Origin of the sequence: Streptomyces sp. C1-1 (assembly GCF_050214755.1) — a bacterium.
GTDB lineage: Bacteria > Actinomycetota > Actinomycetes > Streptomycetales > Streptomycetaceae > Streptomyces.
The window spans coordinates 3,791,028-3,814,146 of record NZ_CP189826.1; the positions used below are offsets into that span (position 1 = coordinate 3,791,028).

The following is a 23,119-nucleotide window of genomic DNA, read 5'->3' on the forward strand; positions in this document are numbered from 1 at the left end:
CGCCTCTGTTAGATTGGTCTAAACCACCTGACCCTTCCAGGTACCGGTTGAGTCCCCCTCTTTCAGATCGGCAGGCCCAGCGTGGAAGTTGTCATCGTTCCGGACGCCAAGGCGGGCGGCGAGATCGTCGCCGAGGCCATGGCACGGCTCCTGCGGCGCAAGCCGGACGCGCTGCTCGGCGTGGCCACCGGCTCGACCCCGCTGCCCGTCTATCAGGCGCTGGCCGCCAAGGTGGCCGCCGGTGCCGTGGACACCTCCCGGGCCAGGGTTGCGCAGCTCGACGAGTACGTGGGGCTGCCGGCCGAACATCCCGAGTCGTACCGGTCCGTGCTGCGGCGCGAGGTGCTGGAGCCGCTGGGCATCGGGGTGGACGCGTTCATGGGGCCCGACGGGACGGCCGAGGACGTGGTGGGGGCCTGCGAGGCGTACGACACGGCGCTGGCCGAGGCCGGGGGCGTGGATCTGCAGCTGCTCGGAATCGGGACGGACGGGCACATCGGCTTCAACGAGCCGTGTTCCTCGCTCGCCTCGCGGACGCGGATCAAGACGCTGACCGAGCAGACCCGGATCGACAACGCGCGGTTCTTCGCGGGTGACATCGAGCAGGTGCCGCATCACGTCATCACCCAGGGCATCGGGACGATCCTCGACGCCCGGCACGTCGTGCTCCTCGCCACCGGCGAGGGCAAGGCCGACGCGGTCGCCGCGAGCGTGGAGGGGCCGCTGGCCTCGGTGTGCCCGGCGTCGGCGTTGCAGTTGCATCCACATGCGACGGTCGTGGTGGACGAGGACGCCGCGTCCAAGTTGAAGCTGGCGCACTATTTTCGGCACACCTACGTCAACAAGCCTGAGTGGCAGGGCATTTAAGGACGGTTTCGTCTGCCGGGTGGCGTGGTCTTCGGGCTGCGGGACGTGGTGGGTCGCTCGCGCAGTTCCCCGCGCCCCCTTGGGGCGTGGCAAAGGCGCCGGTTTCCTTTCGAGGAACCGGCGCCTTTGGCGTCGTAGGGGCTAGGGCCTGTCGTTTGGATCGGCTCGGCTGCAGGGGACGGTGCCTTGCGGCCGAGCCGAGCGGGGTCTGGTGCGTGCAGCTGCAAGGCGGAGGAGGGAGTCGACGCGGAGCGTCGGCGAGTGACGACAACGCGGCAGATGTACGCACCAGACCCCGCGACGCCGAGCTGATCCAAACGACAGGCCCTAGGCGCCTGTGATGGTCTCCGCTGCCGCGCGGCCGCAGACCCTGGCCGCGCCGTGGGTGGCGATGTGCAGGGTGCCGCGCGGGGGTGCCTGGGGCAGGCCCATCTCTATCACGATCGTGTCGGGACGGGTCCTGAGGATCGTGTCCAGGGCGGCGGCCATCCAGGGGTGGCGGTGCTCGTCGCGGACCACGGCGACGATCCGGCGGGGGCCCGCTGCGGCCAGCGTGGCAAGGCCCGCGTCCTCGCCGGAGAACGTGCCCGTCTCCGTGCCCGGCAGGAGCCGGAACAGCTCCGCCGCCACCCCCCAGGGGGTCTCGTCGCCGACCGCGATGTTGGCCACCGGGGTGAGGGCGGCGACATAGGGCGGGTCGGTGAGCGGGGTGAAGGTGTCCGCGCCGGTCAGGCGCAGGGCCCGGCGGGCCGCGCGCAGGCCGACCTCGGGGTCGGGGACGGGCTGCGGCCGGGCCTCCTTCGCCGTGGTCGTCCAGCGGGCCAGGGACCTGACCCGCTCCGCCGCCTCCGCGAGGCGCGCCTCGGGCAGTTCGCCGGAGCGGACCGCCGAGACGAGGGCGTCCCGCAGGCGCCGTACCGTCTCGTCGTCGGCGAGGCCGCCGCCCACGCAGATCGCGTCGGCGCCGGCGGCGATCGCGAGGACGCTGCCGCGTTCGATGCCGTACGTGCCGGCGATCGCCTGCATCTCCATGCCGTCGGTGACGATGAGACCGTCGTAGCCGAGTTCGCGGCGCAGGAGGTCGGTGAGGACCCGGTGGGAGAGGGTCGCCGGGCGGTCCCGGTCCAGGGAGGGGACCAGGATGTGGGCGCTCATCACGGCGCGGCTGCCGGCGGCGATCGCCGCGCGGAAGGGGGCCAGTTCGCGTGCGGACAGCACCTCGGCGGGCACGTCGATGTGCGGGAGCGCGTGGTGGGAGTCGACGGCCGTGTCGCCGTGGCCCGGGAAGTGCTTCGTGCAGGCCGCCACTCCGACCGACTGCAGGCCGGTTACGTAGGCCGCGGTGTGGCGGGCCACCAGGCCGGGTTCGGCGCCGAAGGAGCGGACGCCGATCACCGGGTTGGCCGGGTTGGAGTTGACGTCGGCGGACGGGGCCCAGTTGAGGTTGACGCCGCAGGCGGCGAGGCGGCGGCCCAGTTCGGCGGCCACGTCGCGCGTGAGGTCGACGTCGTCCACCGCGCCCAGGGCGTTGTTGCCGGGGAAGGAGGACCCGGTCCGCACCTCCAGCCGGGTCACGTCGCCGCCCTCCTCGTCGACGGCGACGAGGACGTCGTCCCGCTCGGCGCGCAACTGGGCTGTCAGCGAGGACAGTTGCTCGGCGGAGGCGATGTTGCGGCCGAAGAGACCGACGGAGGCGAGGCCCTCCCCGAGGCGCCGCAGCAGCCAGTCGGGGGCCGTGGTGCCGGTGAAACCGGGCTGCAGGACCGTCAGGGCGTCGCGCGTCAGCGTGTCTGTGCCGCTGGCGAATGTCGTCATCGGGGGGCGTTATCCCTTCACTGCGCCCGCGGTCAGGCCCGCGGCCATCTTGCGCTGGACGAGGAGGAACAGCACGACGATCGGCACGGCCATCATCGTGGCGCCGGCCATCATCGGGGCGTATTCGGTGCCGTGCTTGGTGGTGAAGTTGCCGAGCCACACGGTGGCCGTCTGGTGCTCCTGGCTGAGCAGCATCAGGGCGTAGAGGTACTCGTTCCAGGCCTGGATGAAGCCGTAGACCGAGGTGGCGACCATGCCGGGAGCGAGGAGCGGGAAGACCACGCGGACGAAGGCGGCGGTGCGGGAGCAGCCGTCGACCATGGCCGCCTCCTCCAGTTCCCGGGGGATGTTGACGATGAAGCCGCGCAGCGTCCACACCGTGAAGGGGAGGATGAAGGTCAGGTAGGTGATGATCAGTCCTGTGAGCTTGTCGTACTGCTCCAGGTCGTTCAGGAGCAGGAAGACCGGGATGATCATGGCGACCAGCGGGACCATCTGGACGGCGAGGATGCCGACGATGACGATCTTGCGGCCGCGGAAGGCGAACCGGGAGATGGCGAGCGCGGCCAGCATGCCGACGACGATGCCGATCGCGACCACGGACAGGGAGACGATCAGGCTGCGGCCGACCGGGCCCCAGAAGTCCGCGATGTCCAGTGCCCGGCGGAAGTTGTCGAGCGTGAAGCCGGTCGGGAACAGGCTCGGATCGGGGTCGATGGTGTCCTTGGCCGGCTTGATCGCCGTGTTGAGCATCCAGTAGACGGGGAAGCCGGCGGTGACGAAGACCAGGAGACCGAGGAAGTTCCAGCCGAGCCTGGACCTGCGGGGCCGCGAACTGCCGCCCGAAGTCGCCACGGCGTTCATGATGGTCATTCGACCTCTCCGATCTTCAGCATCTGGCGCATGTACACCGCGACCACACCGAGCAGCAGCACCACGGTGATCAGGGCGATCGCCGAGCCCTGCGCGTAGTCGTTGACCACGAAGGCCCGGTCGTATGAGTAGGTGGTCAGCAGCTGGAACTCCTGCTCGGGATGGCCGTTGCGCATCACGAAGACCTGCGGGAAGACACCCATGTCCCAGATGACCGACAGGGTCGTGAGCATCACGATGATCGGCTTGAGGATGGGCAGGGTGACGTAACGGAACACGCCCCAGGAGCCCGCGCCGTCGAGCCGGGCGGCCTCCTCCAGTTCGGCCGGGACCTGGGTGAGGCCGGCACTGAGGGTGATGACGACGAAGGGGACCGCCCCCCACACCACCAGCAGCATGATCACGGCGAGCCCCTGTGGGCCGCTGGCGAACCAGTTGTGGCCGATCAGGTCCACGCCGGGCAGCTTGCTCAGCAGCGCGTTGAGGATGCCGTAGTCGGCGTCGAACAGCCACTTGAAGACCGTGGTGGCGACAATGATCGGCATGCCCCAGCTGGCCACCAGCGCGATGTTGACCAGTGTCTTCACCCAGCCGGAGACCCGCTGCAGCAGCAGGGCGATCAGCATGCCCAGCACCATCGTGAACACGACCGAGCCGGCCGCGAAGACGATCGTGCGCAGGACGACCTGCCAGAACTCGCCGTCGCCCAGCACCCCGCTGAAGTTGTGGAACCCGACCCAGTCGGCCGGCTGGAAGCCCCACAGCTGGGACTGCCCGAACTTCTGGAAGGAGAGGGTGACCAGACGGACCAGCGGATAGCCGAGGACCAGCGCCAGGATCAGCAGACAGGGCGCGAGCAGCAGCCAGGGCGTGGCCGCGCCGCCCGACGTCCCGCCTCTGCGGGGGGCCTTGGCGACCGGCGGTGGTGGCGGCGCCTGCCGCGGCGGCGGCACCTTGGCAGGGGTGGTGGTGTCTGCGGCACTCATCGCGCGCTCCTCAGCGGTCCCTCAGGTCGTACGGACAGCGGGGTTCCGCCGAGACGGAACCCCGCTTGCAGGTCACTTGGTGTTGATGACCTTGTCGATGGCGGTGTCCGCGTCCTTCGCGGCGGCCTCGACCGACTTCTTGCCGGTGCCGATGTTCTGCAGCATCGTCTGCAGGACCTGGGCCTTCTCGACCTGTCCCCAGCCGGGGGCCATCGGGACGAACCAGTTGGACTCGGCCGCGGTGGCCGGGACCGCCGTCGCGGGGTCGTTCTTGAGGGTCGCGAGGTCGGTCTTGTTGTTGGGCAGGTTGCCCTTGGCCATCAGGCCCTTCTGGCCGGCGGGGCCGGTGAAGGCGTTGATCCACTCGGCGGCGACGCCCTGCGCCTTGGACTTGACCGGGATGGCGAGGTCGGAACCGCCCAGGAAGACGGGCATGTTCTTGCCGGACGGACCCGGCATCACGAAGTTCTCGAGGTTGTCCTTGAGCTTGCCGGTCTTGTCGTTCTTCGGGTCGGCGGAGGTCGCGCCCTCCCACGCGGCACCGAAGATCATGCCGGACTTGCCCTGGCCGTAGACGATGTAACGGTCGGACTCGTCCTTGGTCTTGTCGCCGTGCATGTACTTGTCGACGACGTTCTTGAACTCGGTCAGGCCCTTGATGGACTCGGGCGAGGAGAGGTTGGCCTTCCACTGGCCGCCCTCCTGCTTGGCTATGGAGCCGCCGGCGTCGTAGACGAAGGACATGGCCGCGTACCAGTCACGGGTGGGCTGGTACCAGGCGGAGAACTTGTCGCCCTCCTTCTTCTGCACCTTGTCGAGGGCGGCGGTCAGTTCGGCGTACGTCTTGGGAGCGGACTTCACACCGACCGAGGCGAAGAGGTCCTTGCGCCAGTTGGCGACGCGGCCGCCGGCGTAGTACGGGACGCCGTAGGTCTTGCCCTGGTACGTCACCGAGGCCTTGAGGCCGTCGAGCCAGGCCGAGGAGTTGTCGAACTTCGACGCGTCCACAGGCGCGAAGGCGCCCTTGACCATGTAGCCGAGCATCTCGGTGTTGCCCATCTCGACCACGTCCGGCGCCTTGTCGGTGGCGAGGACCGCGTCGAGCTTGGTGTTCTTGTCCGGCCAGCCGTAGTACTCGTGCTTGATCTTGATGCCGGGGTGCTTCTTCTGCACGGCCGCGTCGGCCGCCTTCACCAGGTTCGGCCAGTTGTTCTGGGCGTCGACGGTGAGCCAGACCGTCAGCTCCTTGGCGTCGGTGCCGGACGTCGAGCTCTTGTTGTCGCTGCCCCCACACGCAGCGACCGAGACCATCATGCCCGCGATACCGATCGCGGCTGCCAGCTTGCGCTTCACGCCATCCTCCTCAGGGATGCCCACACCTCCCCGCCCATGCGCCGGGACCTGAACCAATGGTGTAGACCAGTACCGGGAGCTTGGACCAGACCAGGAAGCCTGTCAAGGGCGCTCGAAACCGCCCTGACCAGCCGTTATGCGACCTACATATGCAGGAACCTTTAAGTAAGAAACCAGCGAAATCAGCGTCGGCGGAGTACTCTCGTCCGCTAGACCACTTGGCCCTGTGGACTAGACCAACAAAGACGGCGACGGTATACAGAAGGGATCACGAAGTGACCCGCATCCGTCAGCCGGGAAGGCAGAGCATGAGCAGCGACGTCAGCAGTGCGGAGACCGAGGGCGGGGCAGGCGTCCGCACCGCGCGCGTGCCCAAGTACTACCGCCTCAAGAAGCACCTGCTCGACATGACGGAGACGCAGTCGCCCGGCACCCCGGTACCGCCCGAGCGCACCCTCGCCGCCGAGTTCGACACCTCCCGCACGACCGTGCGTCAGGCGCTGCAGGAGCTGGTGGTCGAGGGCCGCCTGGAGCGCATCCAGGGCAAGGGCACCTTCGTCGCCAAGCCGAAGGTCTCCCAGGCCCTCCAGCTCACCTCGTACACCGAGGACATGCGGGCGCAGGGCCTGGAGCCGACGTCGCAGCTGCTGGACATCGGGTACATCACGGCCGACGACCGCCTCGCCGAACTGCTCGACATCACCGCCGGCGGCCGGGTGCTGCGCATCGAGCGGCTGCGCATGGCCAACGGCGAGCCGATGGCCATCGAGACCACCCACCTCAGCGCCAAGCGCTTCCCCGCCCTGCGCAGGTCCCTCGTCAAGTACACGTCCCTGTACACGGCGTTGGCCGAGGTCTACGACGTCCATCTCGCCGAGGCCGAGGAGACCATCGAGACCTCGCTGGCCACCCCGCGCGAGGCGGGTCTGCTCGGCACCGACGTCGGCCTGCCGATGCTGATGCTCTCCCGCCACTCCTACGACAAGGACGGCGAGCCGGTGGAGTGGGTGCGGTCGGTGTACCGCGGGGACCGGTACAAGTTCGTGGCGAGGCTGAAGAGGCCGATGGAGTAACGCACATGGTGTAGCGCAACCGCCGCCGCTGTTCTACGGTCCTCCCGACTCCGTCTGGACGGGAGGACCGCCTCGTGCGTACCGCGAACGTCCGAACCATCGTCATCTGGACCCTCGTTGCCCTGGTCGGCGCGGCGGGCTGGTCCGTCCTCGCCCTCGCCCGGGGCGAGAACGTCTCCGCCGCCTGGATGGTCGCGGCCGCCCTGGGCAGTTACGCGATCGGCTACCGCTTCTACGCGAAGTTCATCGCGAACCGGGTCCTGAAGGTCGACGGCACCCGCGCCACCCCGGCCGAACGCCTCGACAACGGCATCGACTTCCACCCCACCGACCGCCGGGTCCTGCTGGGCCACCACTTCGCCGCGATCGCGGGCGCCGGTCCGCTGGTCGGGCCCGTGCTGGCCGCGCAGATGGGGTATCTGCCCGGCACCGTCTGGATCATCGCGGGGGTGATCTTCGCCGGGGCGGTGCAGGACATGGTGGTGCTGTTCTTCTCCACCCGCCGGGACGGCCGTTCCCTCGGCCAGATGGCCCGCGAGGAGATCGGCCCCTTCGGCGGCGCGGCGGCCCTGATCGCCGCCTTCGCCATCATGATCATTCTGCTCGGCGTGCTGGCCCTGGTCGTCGTCAACGCCCTCGCCGCCTCGCCGTGGGGCACCTTCTCCATCGCGATGACGATCCCCATCGCCCTGTTGATGGGCTTCTACCTGCGCGTCCTGCGGCCCGGCCGGATCGCCGAGGTCTCCCTCCTCGGCGTCGCGCTGCTGCTGCTCGCGCTGGTCGCGGGCCGCTGGGTCGCCGAGTCCTCGTGGGCGGACACGTTCACGCTCGCGCCGTCGACGCTGGTGATCTGGCTGGTGGCCTACGGCTTCATCGCCTCGATCCTGCCGGTCTGGATGCTGCTGGCGCCCCGCGACTACCTCTCCACCTTCATGAAGATCGGCACGATCGCGCTGCTCGCGCTGGGCGTGGTGATCGCCCTGCCGACGCTGAGAATGGACGCGGTGACCGGCTTCGCCACCCGTGGCGACGGCCCGGTCTTCGCCGGCTCCCTCTTCCCGTTCGTCTTCATCACCATCGCCTGCGGCGCCCTGTCGGGCTTCCACTCGCTCATCTCGTCCGGCACGACGCCGAAGATGATCCAGAAGGAGACGCAGGTCCGCGTGATCGGCTACGGCTCCATGCTGATGGAGTCGTCGGTGGCGGTCATGGCGCTGGTCGCGGCGAGCATCATCGACCCGGGGCTGTACTTCGCGATGAACGCGCCGGCCGGCGTCATCGGCACGACGGTGCAGAACGCCTCGCAGGTGGTGAGCGGTTGGGGCTACCACATCTCCCCCGCCGACCTCGCGCAGGCCGCGAAGAACGTCCAGGAGTCGTCCCTGCTCTCCCGCACCGGGGGCGCGCCCACCCTCGCCGTCGGCGTCTCGGAGATCTTCTCCAAGGTCACCGGCGGAGGCCTGCGGGCCTTCTGGTACCACTTCGCGATCATGTTCGAGGCACTGTTCATCCTGACCGCGCTGGACGCCGGCACCCGGGTGGGCCGGTTCATGCTGCAGGACATGCTGGGCAATGTCGTACGGCCGTTCAGGAACATCGGTTGGAAGCCCGGGCTGGTCCTCACCAGCGGCGTCGTGTGCGCGCTGTGGGGCTACTTCCTCTGGGTCGGCGTCCATGAGCCGCTCGGCGGGATCAACCAGCTCTTCCCGATCTTCGGTATCTCCAACCAGTTGCTGGCCGCCGTCGCCCTGGCCGTCTGCACCACGCTGCTGGTGAAGTCCGGCCGGCTGAGGTGGGCGTGGATCACGGCCGTCCCGCTCGCCTGGGACGCCACGGTCACCCTGACCGCGAGCTGGCAGAAGGTGTTCTCCTCCGACCCCAAGGTCGGTTTCTTCGAGCAGCGTTCCGTCTTCCAGGACGCGATCGACGCCGGGAAGGTGCTCCCGCCCGCCAAGAACATGGACGACATGCACACCGTGGTCGTCAACTCCACGGTGGACGGCGTCCTGTCGGCGGTGCTCGCCCTGCTGATCGTCGTCGTGATCGCGGACGCGCTGCGCGTGTGCGTACGGCACATCCGCAGGCCCGCGCTGTCCACGCTCAGCGAGTCGCCGTACGTCGAGTCGAGGATCACCGCGCCGGCGGGCCTGGTCCCGACCCGCGCGGAGAGGGAGGGGGAGCGCCGTGCGGTCGTCGGCACTGCTGCGCCGGGCGATTAGGGGAGTGTGCTGGTACGTGCGGGAGCTGACCGACGAGTCGGCGTACGAGCGGTACGTGGCGCACGTACGCAGGACGCACCCCGACGCGGCTGTGCCCTCCCGGCGCGAGTTCGAGCGCATGCGGACGGACCGTCAGGAGGAGGACCCGCGCCAGGGCTTCCGCTGCTGTTGACACCGATGTCGGGCCTTCACGGAATCGACATACCGATATGCGGACGAGGTCTTCCGCTGCCGTGACGGCGTGACCTAGATTGCCTGCGCATTACATCGTGATCGCCGGTGATCGTGAGGGGACGGAGCCACCGTATGTCCGAAGTGCCCGAAGTGAGACCTCCGGTGGTGACCCCGGTCCGGGTGGTCATCGCCGTCTGCCTGATCGCGCCCTTCGTGGCGATGCTGTGGGTCGGTTCCTACGCCAAGACGGACCCGGCGTTCATCGGCATCCCGTTCTTCTACTGGTACCAGATGCTGTGGGTGCTGATCTCCACCGCGCTGACCATGACCGCGTACAAGCTGTGGCAGCGTGACCAGCGCGCCCGCGCCTCGCAGAAGGGCGGTGCGTCGAAGTGAAGGACGGTGTGAACGGCGTCGCGCTCGGCGTCTTCATCTTCTTCTTCGTGGCCGTCACGGTCATGGGCTTCCTGGCCGCGCGCTGGCGCCGGGCAGAGACCGAGCACTCGCTGGACGAGTGGGGCCTGGGCGGCCGGTCGTTCGGGACCTGGATCACCTGGTTCCTGCTCGGCGGCGACCTGTACACGGCGTACACCTTCGTCGCCGTGCCGGCGGCGATCTACGCGGCGGGCGCGGCCGGATTCTTCGCGGTGCCGTACACGATCCTCGTCTACCCCCTGATCTTCACCTTCCTGCCCCGCCTGTGGTCGGTCTCGCACCGCCACGGGTACGTCACCACCTCGGACTTCGTGCGCGGGCGGTTCGGCTCGAAGGGTCTGTCGCTGGCCGTCGCGCTGACCGGCATCCTCGCGACGATGCCGTACATCGCCCTCCAACTGGTCGGCATCCAGGCGGTGCTGGACGTGATGGGCGTCGGCGGCGGCGAGAACACCAACTGGTTCGTCAAGGACCTGCCGCTGCTGATCGCCTTCGGCGTGCTGGCCGCGTACACCTACTCGTCCGGTCTGCGGGCCCCCGCCTTGATCGCGTTCGTGAAGGACACGCTGATCTACATCGTCATCGCGGTGGCGATCATCTACATCCCGATCAAGCTGGGCGGGTTCGACGACATCTTCGCCAAGGCCGGCCAGGCGTTCAGCCAGACCAACCCGGTGACGGGCAAACCGCGCGGCGCGCTGGCTCCGGCGGAGGCGACCCACTGGACGTACGCCACCCTGGCGCTCGGCTCCGCGCTCGCCCTGTTCATGTATCCGCACTCGATCACCGCCACGCTCTCCTCCAAGAGCCGCAACGTGATCCGCCGCAACACCACGATCCTGCCGCTGTACTCGCTGATGCTCGGTCTGCTGGCGCTGCTGGGCTTCATGGCGATCGCGGCCGGAGTCAAGGTCACCAACGGCCAGTTGGCGATCCCGCAGCTCTTCGAGGACATGTTCCCGAGCTGGTTCGCGGGCGTGGCCTTCGCGGCGATCGGCATCGGCGCGCTCGTGCCGGCGGCCATCATGTCCATCGCGGCCGCGAACCTGTTCACCCGCAACATCTACAAGGACTTCATCAAGCCGGACGCGACGCCCGCACAGGAGACCAAGGTCTCCAAGCTGGTGTCCCTGCTGGTGAAGGTCGGCGCGCTGGTCTTCGTCCTGACCATGGACAAGACGGTCGCCATCAACTTCCAGCTGCTGGGCGGCATCTGGATCCTGCAGACCTTCCCGTCCCTGGTCGGCGGCCTGTTCACCCGCTGGTTCCACCGCTGGGCGCTGCTCGCCGGCTGGGCGGTCGGCATGGTCTACGGCACCCTCGCCGCCTATGGCGTCGCCTCGCCGACCAACCCTTCGCAGAAGCACTTCGGCGGCTCCAACGCGGAGATCCCGGGCATCGGCGAGATGGGCTACATCGGCCTGACGGCGTTCGTGCTCAACGTGGTCGTCACGGTGGTCCTGACCTTCGCCCTGAAGGCCCTCAAGGCGCCGGACGGCGTCGACGAGACCCGGCCGGAGGACTACACGGCGGACGCGGGCGACCCGGGCGTCCAGGTGGAGCTGCCGTCGGCCACGGCGGGGACCTCGCACTAGGCGCTGCGGCACACGATCTGCGGGCCGTCGGAGAATCCGGCGGCCCGTTGTCGTACCCGTGCGGCAGACTCGGGCCCATGGACATCCTGATCAGGCCGGTGGAACCCGGTGAGTTCGGTGCCCTCGGCGAGATCACCGCAGGGGCCTACGTCCAGGACGGCCTGCTGGCCTTCGGCGAGAGCGACTGGTACCTGAAGGAGCTGCGCGACGTCGCCAAGCGGGCGTCGGCCGCCGACGTCCTGGTCGCCGTCCGCGACGGCAGCCTCCTCGGCGGCGTCACCTTCGTCCCCGCCGGCGGCCCGATGGCCGACCTCGCCCGCCCCGGCGAGGCCGAGATACGCATGCTGGCCGTGGACCGCGCGGCCCGCGGCCGGGGCGTCGGCGAGGCCCTCGTACGGGCCTGCGTCGACCGCGCGAGAGCCTCGGAGTGCACCGGCGTGGTGCTGTCCACCCAGCGGAAGATGCACGCCGCGCACCGCATCTACGAACGCCTCGGCTTCCTCCGCGCGCCCGGCCGCGACTGGAATCCGATCCCCGGCGACACGTTCACGCTCCTCACCTACGAGTTGGCGCTCTGACACGCTCCGAAGTCGCCGCGACACAACATATGGGGGTGCTGTTCTCACCCGACACAAGATGTATGCTCATGCTCGCTGTCGCCGCAGGGGAATCCGGTGTGAATCCGGAACTGTCCCGCAACGGTGTACTCATGCGCTTTCATCCGCGTATGGGCGTCAGTCCGAGGACCTGCCGACAGTGCGCCCGGCCGCCGTGGCCCGGGCGCCATGACGTCCGGGCCTCGTGGAATGGGCCGGTGGACGCGACGCCCCGTGCGCTCGTGAGCTGCCCCCTGCCCGCAAGGCCCCGTGCCGAGCGAGGGAGAGCCCCACGTGACCATCGCGCCAGCCGATCCGGCTTCAGCGGCGACGGAGACCGACGGTCCCGGAACCGCACTGCTGCGGACCCTGACCGAGCTCACCGCCGACCTTCCCGACGCCGACCCCGGCCGGGTCGCCGCCGCGGCGCTGCGCGGCCGGTCGGCGCACGCCGACGAGGCGGAACTGCGCGAGCTCGCCACCGAGGCGGCGGCGGGCCTCATCTCCGAGGACCCCGCCTACAGCAGGCTGGCCGCCCGGCTGCTGACCATCGGCATCGCCGCCGAGGCCGCCTCGCAGGGGGTCACGTCGTTCACCGGGTCCGTCGCCGTCGGGCACCGCGAGGGCCTCATCGCCGACCGCACGGACCGGTTCGTACGCGTCCACGCCGACCGCCTCGACGCGCTGATCGACCGCCGGGCGGACGACCGGTTCGGCTACTTCGGCCTGCGCACCCTGCACAGCCGCTACCTGCTGCGGCACCCGATCACCCGCAAGGTGATCGAGACGCCCCAGCACTTCATGCTGAGGGTCGCCGCCGGACTCGCCGAGGACGACAGCCGTCGCGCCCTGGACGAAGTCGCCGCCCTCTACGGCCTGATGAGCCGTCTCGACTACCTCCCCTCCTCCCCCACCCTCTTCAACTCCGGCACCCGCCACCCCCAGATGTCGTCCTGCTACCTCCTCGACTCCCCCAAGGACGAGCTGGACTCCATCTACGACCGCTACCACCAGGTCGCCCGCCTCTCCAAGCACGCCGGCGGCATCGGCATCGCCTACTCCCGCATCCGCGGCCGGGGTTCGCTGATCCGCGGCACCAACGGCCACTCCAACGGCATCGTCCCGTTCCTGAAGACCCTCGACGCCTCGGTCGCCGCGGTGAACCAGGGCGGCCGGCGCAAGGGTGCCGCCGCGGTGTACCTGGAGACCTGGCACTCCGACATCGAGGAGTTCCTGGAGCTGCGCGACAACACCGGCGAGGACGCCCGCCGCACGCACAACCTGAACCTCGCGCACTGGATCCCGGACGAGTTCATGCGCCGGGTCGACGCCGACGAGCGGTGGAGCCTGTTCTCCCCCGCGGACGTGCCCGGGCTGGTGGACCTGTGGGGCGAGGAGTTCGACACGGCGTACCGCGCGGCGGAGGCGGCCGGACTGGCGCGCAGGACCCTGCCCGCGCGCGAGCTCTACGGCCGCATGATGCGCACCCTCGCGCAGACCGGCAACGGCTGGATGACCTTCAAGGACGCGGCCAACCGCACCGCCAACCAGACCGCCGAGCCGGGTCACGTCGTCCACTCCTCCAACCTCTGCACGGAGATCCTGGAGGTCACGGACGACGGGGAGACGGCGGTGTGCAACCTGGGTTCGGTGAACCTGGGGGCGTTCGTCCGCGACGGCGACATGGACTGGGAGCGGCTGGACGAGACGGTCCGCACGGCCGTCACCTTCCTGGACCGCGTGGTCGACATCAACTTCTACCCGACCGAGCAGGCGGGCCGTTCCAACGCCCGCTGGCGCCCGGTGGGCCTGGGCGCGATGGGTCTGCAGGACGTCTTCTTCCAGCTGCGCCTGCCCTTCGACTCGGCCGAGGCCGGGCGGCTGTCGACCCGGATCGCCGAACGGATCATGCTCGCCGCGTACGAGGCGTCCGCCGACCTCGCCGAGCGGAGCGGACCGCTGCCGGCCTGGGAGAAGACCCGCACGGCCCGCGGTGTCCTGCACCCCGACCACTACGACGTGGAGCGGGCCTGGCCCGAGCGCTGGGCGGCCCTGCGCGAGCGCGTCGCCGCCGTCGGCCTGCGCAACGCCCTGCTCCTCGCGATCGCCCCGACGGCCACCATCGCCTCGATCGCCGGTGTCTACGAGTGCATCGAGCCGCAGGTGTCGAACCTGTTCAAGCGCGAGACGCTCTCCGGCGAGTTCCTCCAGGTCAACTCCTATCTGGTGCGGGACCTGAAGGGGCTCGGTGTCTGGGACGCCCGGACCCGCGAGGCGCTGCGCGAGGCGAACGGCTCGGTGCAGGACTTCGCCTGGATCCCGGAGGAGGTGAGGGCGTTGTACCGCACCGCCTGGGAGATCCCGCAGCGCGGCCTGATCGACATGGCGGCGGCCCGCACCCCCTACCTGGACCAGTCGCAGTCCCTGAACCTCTTCCTGGAGACGCCGACCATCGGCAAGCTCTCGTCGATGTACGCGTACGCCTGGAAGAAGGGCCTGAAGACGACGTACTACCTGCGCTCCCGCCCGGCGACCCGCATCGCGCGGGCGGCCCGGGCCCAGAGCGCCGTCCCCGTCCAGCAGGCCGCCGACCCCGAGGCGGTCGCCTGCTCCCTGGAAAACCCCGAGTCCTGCGAGGCCTGCCAGTAATGACTACCCGTAACACCAACCTCCTCGACCCGGGTTTCGAGCTGACGCTGCGCCCCATGCGCTACCCCGACTTCTACGAGCGCTACCGGGACGCCATCAAGAACACCTGGACCGTGGAGGAGGTGGACCTCCACTCGGACGTTGCCGACCTCGCGAAGCTGACGCCCGCCGAGCAGCACCTGATCGGGCGGCTGGTCGCGTTCTTCGCGACGGGCGACTCGATCGTGGCGAACAACCTCGTGCTGACCCTCTACAAGCACATCAACTCCCCGGAGGCGCGCCTGTATCTGTCGCGCCAGCTGTTCGAGGAGGCCGTGCACGTCCAGTTCTATCTGACCCTGCTGGACACCTACCTGCCCGACCCGGAGGACCGCGCGGCGGCCTTCGCGGCGGTGGAGAACATCCCCTCGATCCGCGAGAAGGCGGAGTTCTGCTTCCGGTGGATGGACTCGGTGGAGAAGCTGGACCGACTGGAGTCCAGGGCCGACCGCCGCCGCTTCCTGCTCAACCTGGTCTGTTTCGCGGCCTGCATCGAGGGCCTGTTCTTCTACGGCGCCTTCGCCTACGTGTACTGGTTCCGCAGCCGGGGCCTGCTGCACGGTCTGGCCACCGGCACCAACTGGGTGTTCCGCGACGAGACCATGCACATGTCCTTCGCCTTCGACGTGGTCGACACCGTCCGCAAGGAGGAGCCGGACCTCTTCGACGACGAACTCCGGCGGCAGGTCACGGACATGCTGCGCGAGGCCGTCGAGGCCGAGCTGCAGTTCGCCCGCGACCTGTGCGGCGACGGACTGCCCGGCATGAACACCGAGTCCATGCGCCAGTACCTGGAGTGCGTCGCCGACCAGCGCCTGGTCCGCCTCGGCTTCGCCCCGGTGTACGGCTCGGAGAACCCCTTCTCCTTCATGGAACTCCAGGGCGTCCAGGAGCTGACCAACTTCTTCGAGCGGCGGCCGTCGGCGTACCAGGTGGCGGTCGAGGGCACCGTCGATCTCGACGAGGACTTCTGACGGCGCCCGTGTGGTAAGCCTGCGGGGTGATCGGTCGTCTTCCGCTCGACCAGCAACTCGACGCCCTGCGGGGGGTGTTGTCCCGCAACAGCGTGCTGACCCAGGTGCTGGAGCGGGGCGCGGCGATGGGGCTGCCCGGCTGGTATCTCACCGCCGGGTGCCTCTTCCAGACCGTCTGGAACGTCGTCACCGGACGGCCGCCCACCGAGGGCATCAAGGACTACGACGTCTTCTACTTCGACGCCGTCGACCTGTCCTGGGAGGCCGAGGACGCCGTGATCAGGGCCGGCCGGGAGGTCTTCGCCGGCCTCCCGGCCGAGGTCGAACTCCGCAACGAGGCGCGCGTGCACCTGTGGTACGAGCAGAAGTTCGGGGTGCCGTGTGCGCCGTACGAGTCCAGTGAGGCGGCGATCGACAGCTTCGCCGCGACCACGTGCTGTCTGGGCGTGCGGCTGGAGGCCGGCGGACGGTGGCGGGTGTACGCGCCGCACGGGCTGTCGGACGTGTTCGGTCTGGTCCTGCGCCCCAACCCGGTGCTCGCGCCGCGCTCGGTCTACACGGCCAAGGCCGCCCGGTGGCGGAAGCAGTGGCCGGAACTGACCGTCCTGGACTGGCCCATGGACCGTCCATAGAGCCTCCATCGCCCGTCCATGGACTTGCTATGGAGCGGCAAAGTTCTTCCGGCGCCTCTGTTCCGCTCTCGCGCATCCCGGCTACGTTCTGGCCGTCCTGTCATGTCCACACAACATCAGCGCAGGACACCTAAGTGTCATGCCCATGACGGTTCGCGCACCGCCGCCGCTACGCGCGTCACAGGCCTGCCACCCGCGTCGAGAACCCCACTCCAACGACGGAGGCAGTACCCCCATGCGTGAGAAGCCCCGCCGGAGTCTGCGAAGACTCCTGACCGCAGCCCTCCCCGCCCTCGCCCTCGGCGTCGCCGGACTCGTGGCCGCCCCGACCGTCCACGCCCAGCCCCAGGCCGGCGCCCCCCGCACCCGGACCGCGCAGAACGCCAAGGCGCTCACCTCCCCGGACCGCCAGACCTTCCACTCGACCGGCAGGGCCGGCCAGAAGGTGCCCACCACGCACCTGTGCGCCACCGCCGCCCCCGGTCACGCGGCCTGCTTCGCCCAGCGCCGTACCGACATCAGGCAGCGGCTGGCCTCCGCGGTGGCCGCCGCCGCGCCCTCGGGCCTCAGCCCGGCCAACCTGCACAGCGCCTACAACCTGCCCTCCACGGGCGGGTCGGGCCTGACGGTCGCCGTCGTCGACGCCTACAACGACCCGAACGCCGAGTCGGACCTGGCCACCTACCGCTCCACCTACGGCCTGTCGTCCTGCACCAAGGCCAACGGCTGCTTCAAGCAGGTCAGCCAGACCGGTTCGACGACCTCGCTGCCCACCAACGACAGCGGCTGGGCCGGAGAGGAGGCGCTCGACCTCGACATGGTCAGCGCCGTCTGCCCGAACTGCAACATCATCCTCGTCGAGGCCAACTCGGCCACCGACTCCGACCTCGGCACCGCCGAGAACGAGGCCGTCGCGCTGGGCGCCAAGTTCGTCTCCAACAGCTGGGGCGGCAGCGAGTCCTCGTCCCAGACCGGCGAGGACACCTCGTACTTCAAGCACCCGGGTGTCGCGATCACCGTCTCCGCCGGCGACTCGGGCTACGGCGCCGAGTACCCCGCGACCTCCCAGTACGTGACCGCGGTCGGCGGCACGGCCCTGTCCACCTCGTCCAACTCCCGCGGCTGGACCGAGTCGGTGTGGAAGACCAGCTCCACCGAGGGCACCGGTTCGGGCTGCTCGGCGTACGACCCGAAGCCGAGCTGGCAGACCGACACCGGCTGCTCCAAGCGCATGGAGGCCGACGTCTCCGCCGTCGCCGACCCGGCCACCGGTGTGGCGGTCTACGACACCTACGGCGGCTCCGGATGGGCGGTCTACGGCGGCACCAGCGCCTCCGCGCCGATCATCGCCGGCGTGTACGCCCTGGCCGGCGCGCCCGGTTCGGGCGACTACCCGGCGAAGTACCCCTACAGCCACACCAGCAACCTGTACGACGTCACCAGCGGCAGCAACGGCTCCTGCTCCACGTCGTACTTCTGCACGGCGGCCACCGGCTACGACGGCCCGACCGGCTGGGGCACCCCCAACGGCACCACCGCCTTCACCAGCGGCAGCACCTCCGGCAACACCGTGACCGTCACCAACCCGGGCAGCCAGTCGACCACCACCGGCGGCTCGGTCAGCCTGCAGATCAGCGCGAGCGACAGCGCGGGGGCCACGCTGACCTACAGCGCCTCCGGCCTGCCGACGGGGCTGTCCATCAACAGCTCCACCGGCCTGATCTCCGGTACGGCGTCCACCGCGGGCACCTACCAGGTCACCGTGACCGCGAAGGACTCCACCGGCGCCTCCGGCTCGGCCTCCTTCACCTGGGCCGTCGGCTCCTCCGGCTCCACGTGCACCTCGGCCCAGCTGCTCGGCAACCCCGGCTTCGAGTCGGGCAACACCACCTGGACCGCGTCCAGCGGGGTCATCACCAACTCCACCGGTGAGAGCGCGCACGCGGGCTCGTACTACGCCTGGCTGGACGGCTACGGCTCCAGCCACACCGACACGCTCTCGCAGTCGGTGACCGTGCCCAGCGGCTGCAAGGCCACCTTCACCTTCTACCTGCACATCGACACCGCGGAGACCGGCAGCACCGCCTACGACAAGCTGACGGTCAGCGCCGGTTCGACCACTCTGGCGACGTACTCGAACCTCAACGCCGCCTCCGGCTACGCGCAGAAGTCCTTCGATCTGAGCTCGTACGCGGGCTCCACCGTCACCCTGAAGTTCAGCGGTGTCGAGGACTCCTCGCTCCAGACGAGCTTCGTGCTCGACGACACCGCCGTCACCACGAGCTGAGCACCGCCCGACCCCGGAGCCCCGGACGCCGCCTTCGCGACCGGGGCTCCGGCCTGCCCGGGAGTGGATCCGAACATGTGGGTGACACGTCAAAGGGGAGAGGAGGCCCCCCATGCGTCGATCGATCCCCCACACGACCCTCGCCGTCACCGCGCTCGCCCTCGCCCTCGCCGGCTGCGGCGGCCAGACCGACAGCGGCAAGGGCGGCGACAGCGGCACCGTGTCGCCCTCCCCCACGTCCGCTCCTCCCAGTACCACGCCCACCCCCTCGGCGAGTACCACCGGATGCGCGCCCGCCGCCACGCTGGACGCCGAAGACAGCGGCCGTACGGTCTGTCTGTCGGTGGGCGACACGATCCGGATCAGCCTGGACGGGACGACCAAGAGGCCCTGGAAACCGGTCACCGTCAGCGGTTCCGGGCTGCAGGCCGTCAACAGCGGCTTCGTGCTGCAGCCGGGCGACGCGAGCGCCGCGTTCAAGGCGGTGGCCGACGGCAGGACCCGGCTTCAGTCCACGCGGCCGCTGTGCGCCACGCAGTCCGGCCGGGTCTCGTGCCTGGGCATTCAGGAGTGGTGGGTCACCGTCCTGGTGAAGTAGCGCGGGCGCGCCTCACGCGGCCCCGGTCCGGCGCCCTCCGCCCGGCGCGCGCGGTCGGCCTCGCGGATCTGCCGGTCGGCACGACGGTCGCGCGCGATGCCGAGCACGGACGGCAGGACCAGGAGAACGAGGATTGCGAGAACGGTCAGCATGCCGATCAGTCCTTCGATGTGTGCCGTATCCATAGACACCACTGTCGCGCCGTTGACTCCTTACCAACAGTGGCAGGACTGCCGTAGGCCCTCGAAATACTGCCAATGACGAGGCACACTGGAGGCATGCTGCAGAACGTTGCCGCCGTCGTGCTGGACGGTGTGAACCCCTTCGAACTGGCCGTCGTCTGCGAGGTGTTCGGCACCGACCGCAGTGACGACGGGCTGCCCGTGTACGACTTCGCGGTCGCCTCGGCCGAGGGACCGGTCCTCGGCACGCGCGCCGGCTTCTCCATGCACGTCGAGCACGGGCTGGAGCGGCTGGAGGAGGCGGACCTGATCGCCGTGCCGGCCGGGGCGCGCTTCGAGACGCGCGAATTCCCGCCGGAGCTGCTCGACGCGCTGCGCCGGGCCGTGGACCGCGGTGCCCGGGTGCTCAGCGTCTGCTCCGGCGTCTTCGTGCTGGCCGCGGCCGGACTGCTGGACGGCCGGCGCTGCACCGTGCACTGGCACCACGCGGACGAGCTGGCACAGGCCTACCCCCGGCTGACCGTCGAGCCCGACGTCCTCTACGTCGACGAGGACCCGGTGATCACCTCGGCGGGGACGGCCGCCGGTATCGACGCCTGTCTGCACCTCGTGCGCAAGGAGCAGGGCCCGGAGGTCGCCAACAAGATCGCCCGGCGGATGGTCGTGCCGCCGCACCGCGACGGCGGACAGGCCCAGTACATCGAGCGTCCGCTGCCGAAGAAGTCGTGCGACACCGTCGGCGAGGTCCTGGCGTGGATGGAGCGGCACCTCGACGAGGAGGTCACCGTGGAGCAGCTCGCCGAGCGCGCCCACATGTCGCCGCGCACCTTCGCCCGCCGCTTCCAGCAGGAGACGGGGACGACCCCCTACCGCTGGATCCTGCGCCAGCGCGTGCTGCTGGCCCAGCGGCTGCTGGAAGCGACGGACGAGACGGTGGACGCGATCGCCGGACGGACGGGGTTCGGCAACGCGGCCGCGCTGCGCCACCAGTTCGTCCAGGCGATCGGGACCACCCCGAACGCCTACCGGCGCACCTTCAGAGGACCCGAGGCGGCCGCCTGACCCCGCTCAGCGCGCCACGGGCCGCAGCCTCAGCCCGCGTGGACGCAGCGTGATGCCGATGCGGGTCCGGGCGTCGGAGTCCGGCGCCTGCTCCAGCCGGAAGGCACGGGCCACCTCCGCGGTGACGAGCGTCAGCTCGGCCATCGAGAAGTGGTCCGCCGGGCACTTGCGGTTGCCCACGCTGAACGGGCTCATCGCGTACTTCGGCACCTCGGCGGAGCGCCCGGGCAGCCAGCGGTCGGGGTCGAACTCCTCGTGCCGCTCGAACGACCGCGCGTCGCGCTGGATCGCATACGGGCTGTACACGATGTCGGCACCGGCCGGAATTCGGTATCCGCCCAGCTCGGTGTCGGTCACCGCGCGCCGGGTCAATATCCATACCGACGGATGCAGCCGCATTGTCTCGACCACCACATTCGCGGTGTACGTCAGCTTCCGTACGTCCTCGAATGCGATCGGCCCCTCGCCGGCGACGCTATTCGCCTCGTTCCGGATCTTGTCGGCCAGATCGGGGTGCTCGGTGAGCACCAGGAGCAGTGACATGACCATCGAGCCGATGGATTCGTCGCCGGCGGTGAGCATGGCGACGACCTGGTCGTGGATCTCCTGCTCCCCGATCGGCTCACCATTCTCGTCGCACGCTTCCAGCAAAGCCGTGAGCAAATCGTCCGGCTTTTGACCGGATGCCCTGCGCTCGGCGACGATCTCGTCCACCAGGAGGTGCAGATCGGCCAGCGCCCGGTTGAATTCGCGGTTGGCCGGAAGCGGCACCCGATAAAGCGGTCCGAGAGGTACGACCATGCGTTGGTACATACCTCGGAACAGGGTGGCGAGCGCACGGGAGATGCGTTCGGCGCGGATTTCGTTGCATGTGTCGTGCATCAGACAGCGCACCGAGATCCGCACGGCCAGCCGGAACGCCTCGGCGGTGGCGTCGACCGTCCCGCCGGAGCGCCAGCGGGCCACCAGCGCGCGGACCTCCTCCTCCATGACGGGGCCGTAGCGGGGGATGGCGTCGAGCCGGAACGCCGGCTGGACGGTGCGCCGCTGGCGCCGGTGCAGCGGCCCGTTGGCGGTGGCCACGCCCTCCTTTCCGAGCAGGCTCTCCAGGGACTCCCACAGCGGTCCGGCGATGATGTAGTCGGGGCTGAGGGCGAGCGCTCCGGTGAGTTCGGGGGCGGTGACGGCGTACACCGTCTTGGGGCCGAGCCGCAGGCGTACCACGTCTCCGTGGTCGCGCAGTCCGGTCAGGAAGGCCAGCGGGTCGCGGACCAGCTTCCAGCCGTGGCCGAGCAGCGGCATCGCGCCGTCGGCGAGCGGCGGCTCGACCGGCTCGGTTTCCGCGAGTATCCGCGGTTCGGGCGGGACGGACTCGACGGTCATTTCTCACCTGCCGCTTCGTTGTTGACGTACGGGGGCGTGGACCGGTCGTCCCAGCTGTCGACCATGTAACGGCCGGACTCGTGGTGGAACCAGTAGACGGTGGAGAACCAGTTGCGCATATTGCCGACGCAGGCCCGTACGGCGATACTCAGTTCTTTTCCGCGCACGGTGCCGTCGGCGAGGTCGTCGGCGAAACGCAGGGCGTGGCGTTCGACGAATACGAATTCGTTGATGCATTTCTCCACGCGCCGCCGCACTTCGGCTATCGCCTCTTCCAGAGTCAGCCCCTCGTGTTTGATGAGACTGATTCCGAGATTGTGGACCTCGTCGCCCGCTATTTCCTTGGGCAGCGAGCACAGGTCGTTGTACCAGGCGGCGAATTCCTGACTCAACAGGGCCGCCCGCCGATATGCCGGATGTTTCCGTACGGCGTCCGGGAGTTCGGACCCGGCGGCGGCCTCCAACAGGTCGGTCCAGATCCAGTGCGCGAAGGTGAGCCGGCGGAGTTCGAGGTACTCCTCGACCGTCGGGACGATTCCCTCCGTGCGGTTGCGGAACTCGCGGTCGTACGCCTCGACGACCGCGTGGAAGTGCCGCGCGAAGCGTGCGTTCCAGGTGCCCGGCAGGAACGAGTACAGGCGCACCATGCTGTCCGCGAAGGCCGCGACCAGCGGGTCCTGATGGCGCAGGTACTCCTGCGGGGAGTCGAGCGCCGCGTGCAGGCCGTGCGTGAGCCGGCGCCAGGCGTCCGGCCGGCGGTGGACGATGTCCCGGTCGTGACGGTCGTCCCAGACGAAGAACCACGCGCTGTAGTCGGCTATCGCCTGAAGGACCTCGTCCGGGGCGCCGAGGTAGTACCCCGCCATGAGGTCGGTGTAGCAAAGTCGGTCGGCATATTCCTCCACCTTGTCCGCAGGCATGAGCCGTTTTCGCAGCAGCCAGGTGCGCGTTGTCTCCTGGAGCCGAGGCCAATACGGGTGCAGTTGTCGGGGAAACGCTGCCTCGATCACCGGAAGGGAGAGTGATGGTGGGACCGCGGTCGGCGTCGCGGTCGACGTGGTGCTGTGTGGGAAAGCAGGCACGAACAAGCCCCTCTCAGCCGCCAGTTACGCACGCCCTCCCGCTGTGCCGGGCGTGCGCCGTTGCGTATCCCCGCACTGACTATTCAGCACCACAACTGACCGATCTGGGAACGCATTTGCTTCATTCACTACCCCCCGTGCCGGGATTCTCCCCTTGCGCGACTTGTTTCCGTTCGATAGAGGCACACCTCCGCCGGTCGGAGGTGCGACGGACACACGAACGGCGCCTGTTGGCGGTGAGGCTT

The 23,119-nt window shown here is 69.4% G+C and carries 20 protein-coding genes and 1 riboswitch; of the genes, 13 read left to right on the forward strand and 7 right to left on the reverse strand.

The genetic code is table 11. The features are described 5' to 3' along the window. The first annotated feature begins 81 nt into the window (after positions 1 to 81). The gene (nagB, locus tag ACQF4J_RS17100) at positions 82 to 867 is read left to right on the forward strand and encodes a glucosamine-6-phosphate deaminase (RefSeq protein ID WP_351561113.1); all 786 of its coding nucleotides are present in this window, start codon (positions 82 to 84) and stop codon (positions 865 to 867) included. 327 nt (positions 868 to 1,194) lie between these two features. Here nagB and ACQF4J_RS17105 read toward each other — a convergent pair whose 3' ends face one another. From ACQF4J_RS17105 to ACQF4J_RS17120, 4 genes are all read right to left on the reverse strand, one after another. After that, positions 1,195 to 2,682 (reverse strand): glycoside hydrolase family 3 protein, encoded by a 1,488-nt coding sequence (locus ACQF4J_RS17105; protein WP_427166020.1) that lies wholly within the window; start codon positions 2,680 to 2,682, stop codon positions 1,195 to 1,197. Positions 2,683 to 2,691: 9 nt separating this feature from the next. Continuing rightward, positions 2,692 to 3,546: a carbohydrate ABC transporter permease gene (locus ACQF4J_RS17110; protein WP_427168591.1), complete on the reverse strand. Its 855-nt coding sequence runs from the start codon at positions 3,544 to 3,546 to the stop codon at positions 2,692 to 2,694. Positions 3,547 to 3,551: 5 nt separating this feature from the next. Then, positions 3,552 to 4,541 (reverse strand): carbohydrate ABC transporter permease, encoded by a 990-nt coding sequence (locus ACQF4J_RS17115; protein WP_351561109.1) that lies wholly within the window; start codon positions 4,539 to 4,541, stop codon positions 3,552 to 3,554. 72 nt (positions 4,542 to 4,613) lie between these two features. After that, positions 4,614 to 5,894 (reverse strand): extracellular solute-binding protein, encoded by a 1,281-nt coding sequence (locus tag ACQF4J_RS17120; RefSeq protein WP_351561107.1) that lies wholly within the window; start codon positions 5,892 to 5,894, stop codon positions 4,614 to 4,616. 308 nt (positions 5,895 to 6,202) lie between these two features. Between ACQF4J_RS17120 and ACQF4J_RS17125 the strand changes: the two genes are divergently transcribed. The 11 genes from ACQF4J_RS17125 to ACQF4J_RS17175 all read left to right on the forward strand — a co-directional run bounded on the left by ACQF4J_RS17125 (position 6,203) and on the right by ACQF4J_RS17175 (position 19,165). Further along, on the forward strand, positions 6,203 to 6,967 hold the full coding sequence (locus ACQF4J_RS17125; RefSeq protein ID WP_351561105.1) for a GntR family transcriptional regulator: 765 nt from the start codon (positions 6,203 to 6,205) through the stop codon (positions 6,965 to 6,967). Between the two features lie 74 nt (positions 6,968 to 7,041). Then, positions 7,042 to 9,186 carry a carbon starvation CstA family protein gene (locus ACQF4J_RS17130; RefSeq protein WP_427166022.1) on the forward strand — a complete coding sequence of 715 codons (2,145 nt, stop codon included), beginning with the start codon at positions 7,042 to 7,044 and terminating at the stop codon, positions 9,184 to 9,186. After that, entirely contained in the window at positions 9,152 to 9,358 is a 207-nt protein-coding gene (locus tag ACQF4J_RS17135) for a YbdD/YjiX family protein (RefSeq protein WP_351561102.1), read from the forward strand. Before ACQF4J_RS17130 ends, ACQF4J_RS17135 begins: the two co-directional genes overlap by 35 nt. A gap of 134 nt (positions 9,359 to 9,492) precedes the next feature. Beyond that, positions 9,493 to 9,756, forward strand: a complete 264-nt coding sequence (locus tag ACQF4J_RS17140; protein ID WP_200705400.1) for a DUF3311 domain-containing protein — start codon at positions 9,493 to 9,495, stop codon at positions 9,754 to 9,756. After that, positions 9,753 to 11,390, forward strand: coding sequence for a monocarboxylate uptake permease MctP (gene mctP, locus ACQF4J_RS17145; RefSeq protein ID WP_351800558.1), 1,638 nt, complete (start codon positions 9,753 to 9,755; stop codon positions 11,388 to 11,390). The genes ACQF4J_RS17140 and mctP overlap by 4 nt, the downstream gene beginning before the upstream one ends. Before the next feature lie 77 nt (positions 11,391 to 11,467). Next, complete coding sequence (locus ACQF4J_RS17150; RefSeq protein ID WP_427166024.1) at positions 11,468 to 11,968, forward strand: GNAT family N-acetyltransferase; 501 nt, start codon at positions 11,468 to 11,470, stop codon at positions 11,966 to 11,968. 62 nt (positions 11,969 to 12,030) lie between these two features. Then, a riboswitch (cobalamin riboswitch) is annotated at positions 12,031 to 12,159 on the forward strand. Between the two features lie 121 nt (positions 12,160 to 12,280). Then, positions 12,281 to 14,635: a ribonucleoside-diphosphate reductase subunit alpha gene (locus ACQF4J_RS17155; protein ID WP_351561096.1), complete on the forward strand. Its 2,355-nt coding sequence runs from the start codon at positions 12,281 to 12,283 to the stop codon at positions 14,633 to 14,635. Beyond that, positions 14,635 to 15,648, forward strand: a complete 1,014-nt coding sequence (locus ACQF4J_RS17160; RefSeq protein ID WP_351561094.1) for a ribonucleotide-diphosphate reductase subunit beta — start codon at positions 14,635 to 14,637, stop codon at positions 15,646 to 15,648. Before ACQF4J_RS17155 ends, ACQF4J_RS17160 begins: the two co-directional genes overlap by 1 nt. A 26-nt stretch (positions 15,649 to 15,674) precedes the next feature. Continuing rightward, positions 15,675 to 16,280 (forward strand): nucleotidyltransferase family protein, encoded by a 606-nt coding sequence (locus ACQF4J_RS17165; RefSeq protein WP_427166026.1) that lies wholly within the window; start codon positions 15,675 to 15,677, stop codon positions 16,278 to 16,280. 235 nt (positions 16,281 to 16,515) lie between these two features. Further along, positions 16,516 to 18,567 (forward strand): putative Ig domain-containing protein, encoded by a 2,052-nt coding sequence (locus tag ACQF4J_RS17170; RefSeq protein ID WP_427166028.1) that lies wholly within the window; start codon positions 16,516 to 16,518, stop codon positions 18,565 to 18,567. Between the two features lie 112 nt (positions 18,568 to 18,679). Next, a complete protein-coding gene (locus ACQF4J_RS17175; RefSeq protein ID WP_351561086.1) occupies positions 18,680 to 19,165 on the forward strand; it encodes a hypothetical protein in 486 nt (161 codons plus the stop codon). On the opposite strand, the gene ACQF4J_RS17180 is transcribed toward ACQF4J_RS17175, so the two are convergent. After that, positions 19,132 to 19,350: a hypothetical protein gene (locus ACQF4J_RS17180; RefSeq protein ID WP_351561084.1), complete on the reverse strand. Its 219-nt coding sequence runs from the start codon at positions 19,348 to 19,350 to the stop codon at positions 19,132 to 19,134. The two genes, ACQF4J_RS17175 and ACQF4J_RS17180, sit on opposite strands and share 34 nt — an antisense overlap. Before the next feature lie 93 nt (positions 19,351 to 19,443). Here ACQF4J_RS17180 and ACQF4J_RS17185 point away from each other — a divergent pair, with 93 nt between their 5' ends. Then, a complete protein-coding gene (locus ACQF4J_RS17185; RefSeq protein WP_351561082.1) occupies positions 19,444 to 20,409 on the forward strand; it encodes a GlxA family transcriptional regulator in 966 nt (321 codons plus the stop codon). A 6-nt stretch (positions 20,410 to 20,415) separates the two neighbouring features. On the opposite strand, the gene ACQF4J_RS17190 is transcribed toward ACQF4J_RS17185, so the two are convergent. After that, entirely contained in the window at positions 20,416 to 21,792 is a 1,377-nt protein-coding gene (locus ACQF4J_RS17190) for a cytochrome P450 (protein WP_351561080.1), read from the reverse strand. Continuing rightward, positions 21,789 to 22,874 carry an epi-isozizaene synthase gene (gene cyc1, locus ACQF4J_RS17195; RefSeq protein ID WP_427166030.1) on the reverse strand — a complete coding sequence of 362 codons (1,086 nt, stop codon included), beginning with the start codon at positions 22,872 to 22,874 and terminating at the stop codon, positions 21,789 to 21,791. The genes ACQF4J_RS17190 and cyc1 overlap by 4 nt, the downstream gene beginning before the upstream one ends. Positions 22,875 to 23,119: the final 245 nt, after the last annotated feature.

What these genes read in the sequence shown, in the direction of transcription:
- ACQF4J_RS17105 (WP_427166020.1), bottom strand. Translation starts at nt 2,682, where the DNA reads ATGACGACATTCGCCAGCGGCACAGACACGCTGACGCGCGACGCCCTG.
- ACQF4J_RS17110 (WP_427168591.1), bottom strand. Translation starts at nt 3,546, where the DNA reads ATGAACGCCGTGGCGACTTCGGGCGGCAGTTCGCGGCCCCGCAGGTCC.
- ACQF4J_RS17115 (WP_351561109.1), bottom strand. Translation starts at nt 4,541, where the DNA reads ATGAGTGCCGCAGACACCACCACCCCTGCCAAGGTGCCGCCGCCGCGG.
- ACQF4J_RS17125 (WP_351561105.1), top strand. Translation starts at nt 6,203, where the DNA reads ATGAGCAGCGACGTCAGCAGTGCGGAGACCGAGGGCGGGGCAGGCGTC.
- ACQF4J_RS17140 (WP_200705400.1), top strand. Translation starts at nt 9,493, where the DNA reads ATGTCCGAAGTGCCCGAAGTGAGACCTCCGGTGGTGACCCCGGTCCGG.
- ACQF4J_RS17150 (WP_427166024.1), top strand. Translation starts at nt 11,468, where the DNA reads ATGGACATCCTGATCAGGCCGGTGGAACCCGGTGAGTTCGGTGCCCTC.
- ACQF4J_RS17160 (WP_351561094.1), top strand. Translation starts at nt 14,635, where the DNA reads ATGACTACCCGTAACACCAACCTCCTCGACCCGGGTTTCGAGCTGACG.
- ACQF4J_RS17170 (WP_427166028.1), top strand. Translation starts at nt 16,516, where the DNA reads ATGCGTGAGAAGCCCCGCCGGAGTCTGCGAAGACTCCTGACCGCAGCC.
- ACQF4J_RS17175 (WP_351561086.1), top strand. Translation starts at nt 18,680, where the DNA reads ATGCGTCGATCGATCCCCCACACGACCCTCGCCGTCACCGCGCTCGCC.
- ACQF4J_RS17180 (WP_351561084.1), bottom strand. Translation starts at nt 19,350, where the DNA reads ATGGATACGGCACACATCGAAGGACTGATCGGCATGCTGACCGTTCTC.
- ACQF4J_RS17185 (WP_351561082.1), top strand. Translation starts at nt 19,444, where the DNA reads ATGCTGCAGAACGTTGCCGCCGTCGTGCTGGACGGTGTGAACCCCTTC.
- ACQF4J_RS17190 (WP_351561080.1), bottom strand. Translation starts at nt 21,792, where the DNA reads ATGACCGTCGAGTCCGTCCCGCCCGAACCGCGGATACTCGCGGAAACC.